Raw genomic sequence first — 6,438 nt, forward strand, 5'->3', positions numbered from 1 at the left:
GACGTTCCACGGATTGCCGGTGATCCGGTCCGGGGTGTCGGTGGTGCCCCACAGTGCGAGTTCCGGCACCGTGGTCAGCCCCACGATCACCGCGCCCGCCGCGCGCAGCCTGCGCACCACTGCGTGGTCGTCGGCGACCGGGCGGGCATCGGTGGCGGCCGACCCGGACCGCATCGTCTCACCCGCCACCGCGATGTGGTGCTCGATCGAGATCGGTACTCCGGCCAGCGGCAGCACATCCAGGTCGGCGCGCTGCTCCAGCGCGCTCGCCTCGGCTCTGGCCTTGTCGGTGCGAATAACGCTGAACGCATTGGTGTTACGGTGCTCGGCGACGATCCGGGCGAGCGTGGCGTCGACCGTCTCGCGCGCGGTCAGCGAGCCGTCGCGCACGCCCGCCGCGAGCGCCGCGGCCGGCCCGCGGTTGCCGTCCGGGTTCTCCTCGACCGGCACGGCCGCGGATCTGACCGGCGGCGCCGGGGCGTGGCCGACCCGCGGCCGTTCTGCCGCCGGGCGCTGTGCTGATGTCTGTGCCGAACCGTCTGCCACCGCTGTGGCCTTCTCGAACATGTGCTGGTCGTCCCCCGTCGCATCGTCGTCGAATTCGGGTGATCGCTGTTCAGCCGCAAGTTATCATTCCGAATACTGCACGGGGGATGATGACATCGGGTGTGGCGGAAAAATTAAGGTCCGAGAATGAGTGCCGAGTCCGATAGAAGTACTTCCGATTATGGCGATCCCGCGCTGGGCACCGAATTCAGCGCGGTGGAAGCCTTCTCCGCGGCCTGGGAGGATGCCGCGGGCACCGCGGGCAAGCAGCCGCCGCAGATCGCCGAGTTCCTGCCCGACGCCCGGACGCTGCGCACCGCGGCACTGCTCGAACTCATCCGGGTCGACCTGCGGCATCGCTGGCTGCGCCGCACCGTGCTCGACCCGGACGCGCTGGAACGCACCGAACCGCGACCGCGCAAACGGCTCGCCGAATATTGCCGCGAATTTCCCGAACTGCAACCGAAAAGTATCCCGGCCGGACTGGTGTACGAGGAGTTCGTCATCCGCAGGCACAGCGGTGAACGCGTGGATCCCCGGGATTGTCTGCGGGAATATCCGGACCAGGCGCCGGAACTGCGCGACCTGCTCAACGCCGATGAGGTCGAGCAGAGTACGCTGCGGGCGGTTCTGGAAGATTCCACACTGGCCGCGCTGGACCGCACCCGAACCGCTCTCGCCGACAGTGGATTGAACCGAACCGTGGCGTCGACCCGTAGTTCAGAGGTGACGCGAGCGAGCACGGACCCGACGGGGACGGCGACCGCCGTGCCGACCACGATCGGCACCGGTCCCGGCCGCTTCGACGCGCTCGACCGGATCGAAATCGGCCAGCGGATCGACGATTTCGACCTGCTGACCGGTCTGGGCAGCGGCGCGTTCGCGCGGGTCTTCCTCGCCCGGCAGCGCTCGCTGCAGCGGCTGGTCGCGGTGAAGATCTCCACCGATCACGGCACCGAACCGCAGACCCTGGCCCAGCTCGACCACGACTACATCGTGCGGGTCTTCGATCAGCGGGTGCTCGGTTCCGGCGGCGGCGCCGCGCGCCGGATGCGGCTGCTCTACATGCAGTTCCTGCCCGGTGGCACGCTGCTCGGCGTGCTGCGCTGGGTGCGCGCCACCCCGCCCGCCGAGCGCAGCGGCCGGCTGCTGCTGGACGCGGTCGACGCGGCCATGGAGGAAAAAGGCGAGATCCGGCCGACGGATTCGAGCGTGCGGGCCGAGATCGCCACGCTCAGCTGGCCCGAGACGGTGGCCTGGCTCGGGCGCAGGCTGGCCGAGGCGCTGGACTACGCGTCCGCGCACGGGGTGCTGCACCGGGACGTGAAACCGGCGAACGTGCTGTTGACCGCGGAGGCGGTGCCGAAGCTCGCCGACTTCAACATCAGCTTCAGCCGCAATGTCGAAGGCACCAGTCCGGTGGCCTATTTCGGCGGCTCGCTGTCCTACATGTCGCCCGAGCAGCTGGAGGCCTGCCATCCCGGATTCGGCCGCAGCGCGGCCGATCTGGACACCCGCGCCGACATCTACTCACTCGGCGTCGTGCTCTGGGAACTGCTCACCGGCGCGAAACCGTTCGACGACAGCACCGCGGGCGGGGGCGAGTACGGCGACGACACCACGCTCGAGGCGATGCTGGAGCGGCGCAGCGCGGGCGTGGAAGCCGCGGCGCTGGAACGGATTCCCGCTGATTGCCCGGCGGCGCTGCGCCGGGTGCTGCTCACCTGCCTGGCGCCCGAGCGGACGATGCGCTGGGCCAACGGCGCGGTGCTGGCCCGGCAGCTGGAGCTGTGCCTGGACGCGCGGGCCCGCGAACTCGTCGACCCGGCGCCGACCAGCTGGCGGCTGCGGTTGCGCCCGTGGCGGCTGCTCGTCGCGGCGCTGGCCGTCGGGCTGCCGAATGTGCTTGCCTCGCTGTACAACATCCAGCACAACCAGCACCTCATCATCAACCGGCTGAACGAGGACGCGCAACACAGCTTCGGCATCATCACCGGCGTGGTGAACGCGGTGGTCTTTCCCGCGGGCATCGCGATCCTGCTGTACATGTCGCGGTACCTGCTCACGGTGCCGCACGGCCTGGCCAAGGGTCGCCGATACGATCCCGAGACGTTGCGCCGGACCAGGCGCGACGCGCTGCTGCTCGGGGATCGTGCGGTAGCCGTGGCGTTTTCGCTCTGGGTGGTGGCGGGGGTGACCTTCCCGATCGCATTGCAGTTGGTGACCGGGGACCTGCCCGCACGGGCGATCGTGCACTTCCTCGCGTCGCTGGTGGTGTGCGGCGCGATCGCGGTGGCCTACCCGTTCTTCCTGCTGACCTTCTACATGGTGCGCTGCATCTACCCGTTGTTCCTGCGGCACGGCGACATCAGCCCCGAAGACGCGATCTGGCTGCGCGGGCTCGACCGCCGCTGCAACGGCTATCTGGCGGTCGCCGCCTCGGTGCCGTTGCTCGCGGTGGCCGGGGTGACGTTCCTGCCGCCCGCCGACATTCCGATGGTGATCTTCGCGGTGCGCGTGCTGTGCGTGGGCGGCATTATCGCGTTCGTGCTGGCCTACCTGCTGTTCCGCGCGCTGGAGGCGGATCTGCGGGCACTGGAGCGAGTGGTCGCGCCCGCGGTGGTCGATGCCACGGTGCGGGAGCCGCGCACGTGACGGCTTCGCAGGCCGACGCGATCGCCCGGTTCGCCGCCGATTGGCAGCGCAGCCTGCGTGACGACCGGCTCGCGCCGCCGCGCATCGCGGACTACGTCCCGGATGGCGCCCAGACGCGACTGGCCATCCTGACCGAGCTGTTGCGCATCGACCTGCGCGAACGCTGGGGACGCGCCGCCGCTCTCGGCAAGCGGATCGCGGAGTACCGCAAGGAGTTTCCCGAGGTGGAGCAGAGTCCCGACCTGGCCGACCTGGTCTGCGCGGAGTTCTCGGCCCGCCGCCGCCACGCGCCGCTGCCGGTCGCGGAGTTCATCGCGGAGTACCCCGAATTCGCCGACGAGATCCGCGAGCGCCTCGCCGCGTTCGACACCGACGAGGGCGCCGCGGATGTCGGTGCGGCGGAATCGGCCGCCGCCGTCGCCGCCTTGGCCGCACTCGCCCCCGGTCGGCGCATCGACGACTTCGACCTGTTGACCGACCTCGGTGCCGGGGTGCTCGGCCGCGTGTTCCTGGCTCGCCAGCGATCCATGCAACGCCTTGTCGCCGTGCGCCTTTCGGCAGGCCGCGCGAGCGCGCCGCAGACCATGGCCCAGCTCGACCACGCCCACATCGTCCGCGTATTCGACCAACGGGTACTGCTCGAAGCGGCCACGCCGCGGCTGGTCTATATGCAGTACCTGCCCGGCGGCACAGCACTCGGGGTGCTCGAGCAGCGCCGCCGTGACCCCGAGTCCGATGGCGGGGCCGCGCTGCTGCGGGCGGTCGACGCGGCGATGGAGGCGAAAGGGGAGATCCGGCCGTCGGATTCGAGTGTGCGGGCCGAGATCGCGGCGCTGAGCTGGCCGGAGACGGTGGCGTGGGTGGGCAGGCGGCTGGCCGACGCGCTGGATCACGCCGCGCATCTCGGCGTGCTGCACCACGACATCAAACCGGCGAATGTGCTGTTCACCGCCGAGGGCGTGCCGAAGCTGGCCGATTTCGCGCTGCGCGAATCCGGGGGGACGAATCACGCTGAGCTAGAAGCCGATTCGCTGCGCTACCGCTCCCCCGAACAACTGGCCCGCCTGCTCGACCCGGCGGCCCCCGCGCCCGGAACGCGCAGCGACCTCTATTCGCTCGGCCTGCTGCTGTGGGAAATGCTCACGGGCGCACACCCGTTCGACGACCAGCCGGAGGCGGCCGAGGCGCGGCCAGACGCCCTCACGCGCATGCTCGAAGCCCGCAGGGCGGGCATACCCGACTCCGCACTGGCGCAGTTGCCCGCCGATACCCCGGCGGCCCTGCGCCGCGTCCTGCTCGACTGCCTACGCGCCGAGCCGAAGCGCCGCTGGCGCAACGGCGCCGAGCTGGCCGGGCAGCTGGATCTGTGTCTGGACGCCCGCGCCCGCGACCTGGTCGACCCGCCGCCGACCAGCCTGCGGTTCCGGGCCCGCGGCTGGCTCATCCCGGTGGCGGCGCTGTGCGTCGGCGTGCCCAACGTGCTCGCCAGCTGGTACAACATCCAGCTCAACCAGTCGCTGATCATCGATCGGCTCGCGGCGGCCGATCAGCAGAAGTTCTTCACCGTCGGCCTGATCAACAATCTGATCTCCTTTCCGCTCGCGGCCGTCCTGCTCATCGCGCTCAGCCGCAGGCCGCTGACCGTCTCGTTCCGATTGGCCCGTGGCCGTGAGTATTCCGCGCACACGCTGGCCAAGGCGCGACGCGACACCCTGCTGCTCGGCGACTGGGCAGTGCTGGTGCCGTTCGCGATGTGGGTCATCGCGGGCGTGGCCTGGCCGCTGGCCCTGGCCGCCAGCGGCGTCTCGCTCCCACCGGGGACCTTCCTGCATTTCTTTGCGGCACAGCTGGTTTGCGCCGCCATCGCACTGGCCTATCCGTTCTTTCCGGCCATGCTCTTCGCGGTGCGGGTGGTGTATCCGCAACTGCTGGTGCGCGGCGGCGTCGGGCCGGGCGACGAGCGTCAGTTGCGAAATCTGGCCCGGCGCGGCAACTTCTACCTCGGCGTTGCGGCGTCGGTGCCGTTGCTCGGGGTGGCCGGGGCGACCTTCGTCGACGCCGCGGATCTGGGTTTGGTCATAGTTCCGGTGCGCTGGCTCAGCGTCGGTGGCATTCTGGCATTCGTGGTTACCTACCGGTTGTTCCGCTGGCTGGAGGCCGATCTGCTCGCCTTGGCGCGGGCCATCCCGCAGCGGCAGCGATGACCTCGCCGCGGCCGCTCGGGCGGCTGGTGAGCCTGTCGCATGTGCACGACCCGGCCACGACGCCGCTGTATCCGGACGATCCGGAGTTCCGCACCGATATCGTCGCAACGGTCGCCAACGACGGTTACTACCTGCGCTACATCCAGCAGGGTGAACACACCGGAACCCATTGGGGCGCACCGATCCATTTCCATCCCGACGGTCTGGGCGCCGATCAATTGGAGCTGGACGACCTGCTGCTGCCCGCGGTGAAGATCGACGTGCGCGACCGCTGCGACCGCGACCGCGACTACGCGATCACGGTCGCGGATCTGAAGCAGTGGGAAGCGCGGCACGGCCGGATACCGAACGGCGCCGCCGTCGTCGCGTGGACCGGCTGGGATGCCAAGTGGGGCACCCCGGAATTCCTCGGCACCGCCGAATCCGCCGAACACCAGCCGGGTTTCGCGCTGGAAACGATGGAATGGCTGCTGCGCACCGGTCGGCTGGGCCGGCGCGGCGCGCTCGGTATCGATACCTTCGGGCCCGACCTCGGCACCGACCACACCTACGCGGTCTCGAAACTGCTGTACCGCGAGCACCGGATCAGCCTGGAATGCCTGGCCAACCTGGCCGCCCTACCGGCGACCGGCGCGTGGATCCTGGTCGGCGCGCCGCTCTACCGCGACGGCTCCGGCTCTCCCGCAACGATTTTCGGGATACTGCCGGGCACCTGACGGGGCCTGCGTCAGGAGTAGACCTTGGGATCGAGGGTGCCGATGTAGGGCAGGTCGCGGTAGCGCTCGGCGTAGTCGAGGCCGTAACCGACGACGAACTCGTTCGGGATGTCGAAGCCGACATGCGCGACGTCCACGTGCGTGCGTAACGCGTCCGGCTTGCGTAACAGCGTGACCACCTCGAGCGAGGCCGGGTTGCGGGTGGAGAGGTTGCGCTTGAGCCAGGACAGCGTCAGGCCCGAGTCGATGATGTCCTCGACGATCAGCACATTGCGGCCCGCGATGTCCTTGTCCAGGTCCTTCATGATGCGCACGAC

At 69.8% G+C, this 6,438-nt stretch carries 5 protein-coding genes; 3 read left to right on the top strand and 2 right to left on the bottom strand.

Translation table 11 applies throughout. The annotated features are described in order from the left end of the window. On the bottom strand, positions 1 to 567 hold a 567-nt coding region (locus NBRGI_RS26670), incomplete at its 3' end, for an amidase family protein (protein ID WP_029899961.1). 126 nt (positions 568 to 693) lie between these two features. Here NBRGI_RS26670 and NBRGI_RS26675 point away from each other — a divergent pair. Genes NBRGI_RS26675 through NBRGI_RS26685 form a run of 3 tightly spaced genes read left to right on the top strand, consistent with a single transcriptional unit; the run spans position 694 to position 6,121 of the window. Further along, the gene (locus tag NBRGI_RS26675; RefSeq protein WP_051728046.1) at positions 694 to 3,201 is read left to right on the top strand and encodes a serine/threonine-protein kinase; all 2,508 of its coding nucleotides are present in this window, start codon (positions 694 to 696) and stop codon (positions 3,199 to 3,201) included. Then, positions 3,198 to 5,405 carry a serine/threonine-protein kinase gene (locus NBRGI_RS26680; protein ID WP_029899963.1) on the top strand — a complete coding sequence of 736 codons (2,208 nt, stop codon included), beginning with the start codon at positions 3,198 to 3,200 and terminating at the stop codon, positions 5,403 to 5,405. Before NBRGI_RS26675 ends, NBRGI_RS26680 begins: the two co-directional genes overlap by 4 nt. Then, positions 5,402 to 6,121 (top strand): cyclase family protein, encoded by a 720-nt coding sequence (locus NBRGI_RS26685; protein ID WP_029899964.1) that lies wholly within the window; start codon positions 5,402 to 5,404, stop codon positions 6,119 to 6,121. The genes NBRGI_RS26680 and NBRGI_RS26685 overlap by 4 nt, the downstream gene beginning before the upstream one ends. 11 nt (positions 6,122 to 6,132) lie before the next feature. Here the strand turns inward: NBRGI_RS26685 and NBRGI_RS26690 are convergent. Beyond that, positions 6,133 to 6,438 (bottom strand): phosphoribosyltransferase (locus tag NBRGI_RS26690; protein WP_029899965.1); only part of this gene is annotated, 306 nt, incomplete at its 5' end.

It is taken from the genome of Nocardia brasiliensis IFM 10847 (assembly GCF_000710915.1).
Lineage (GTDB): Bacteria > Actinomycetota > Actinomycetes > Mycobacteriales > Mycobacteriaceae > Nocardia > Nocardia brasiliensis_A.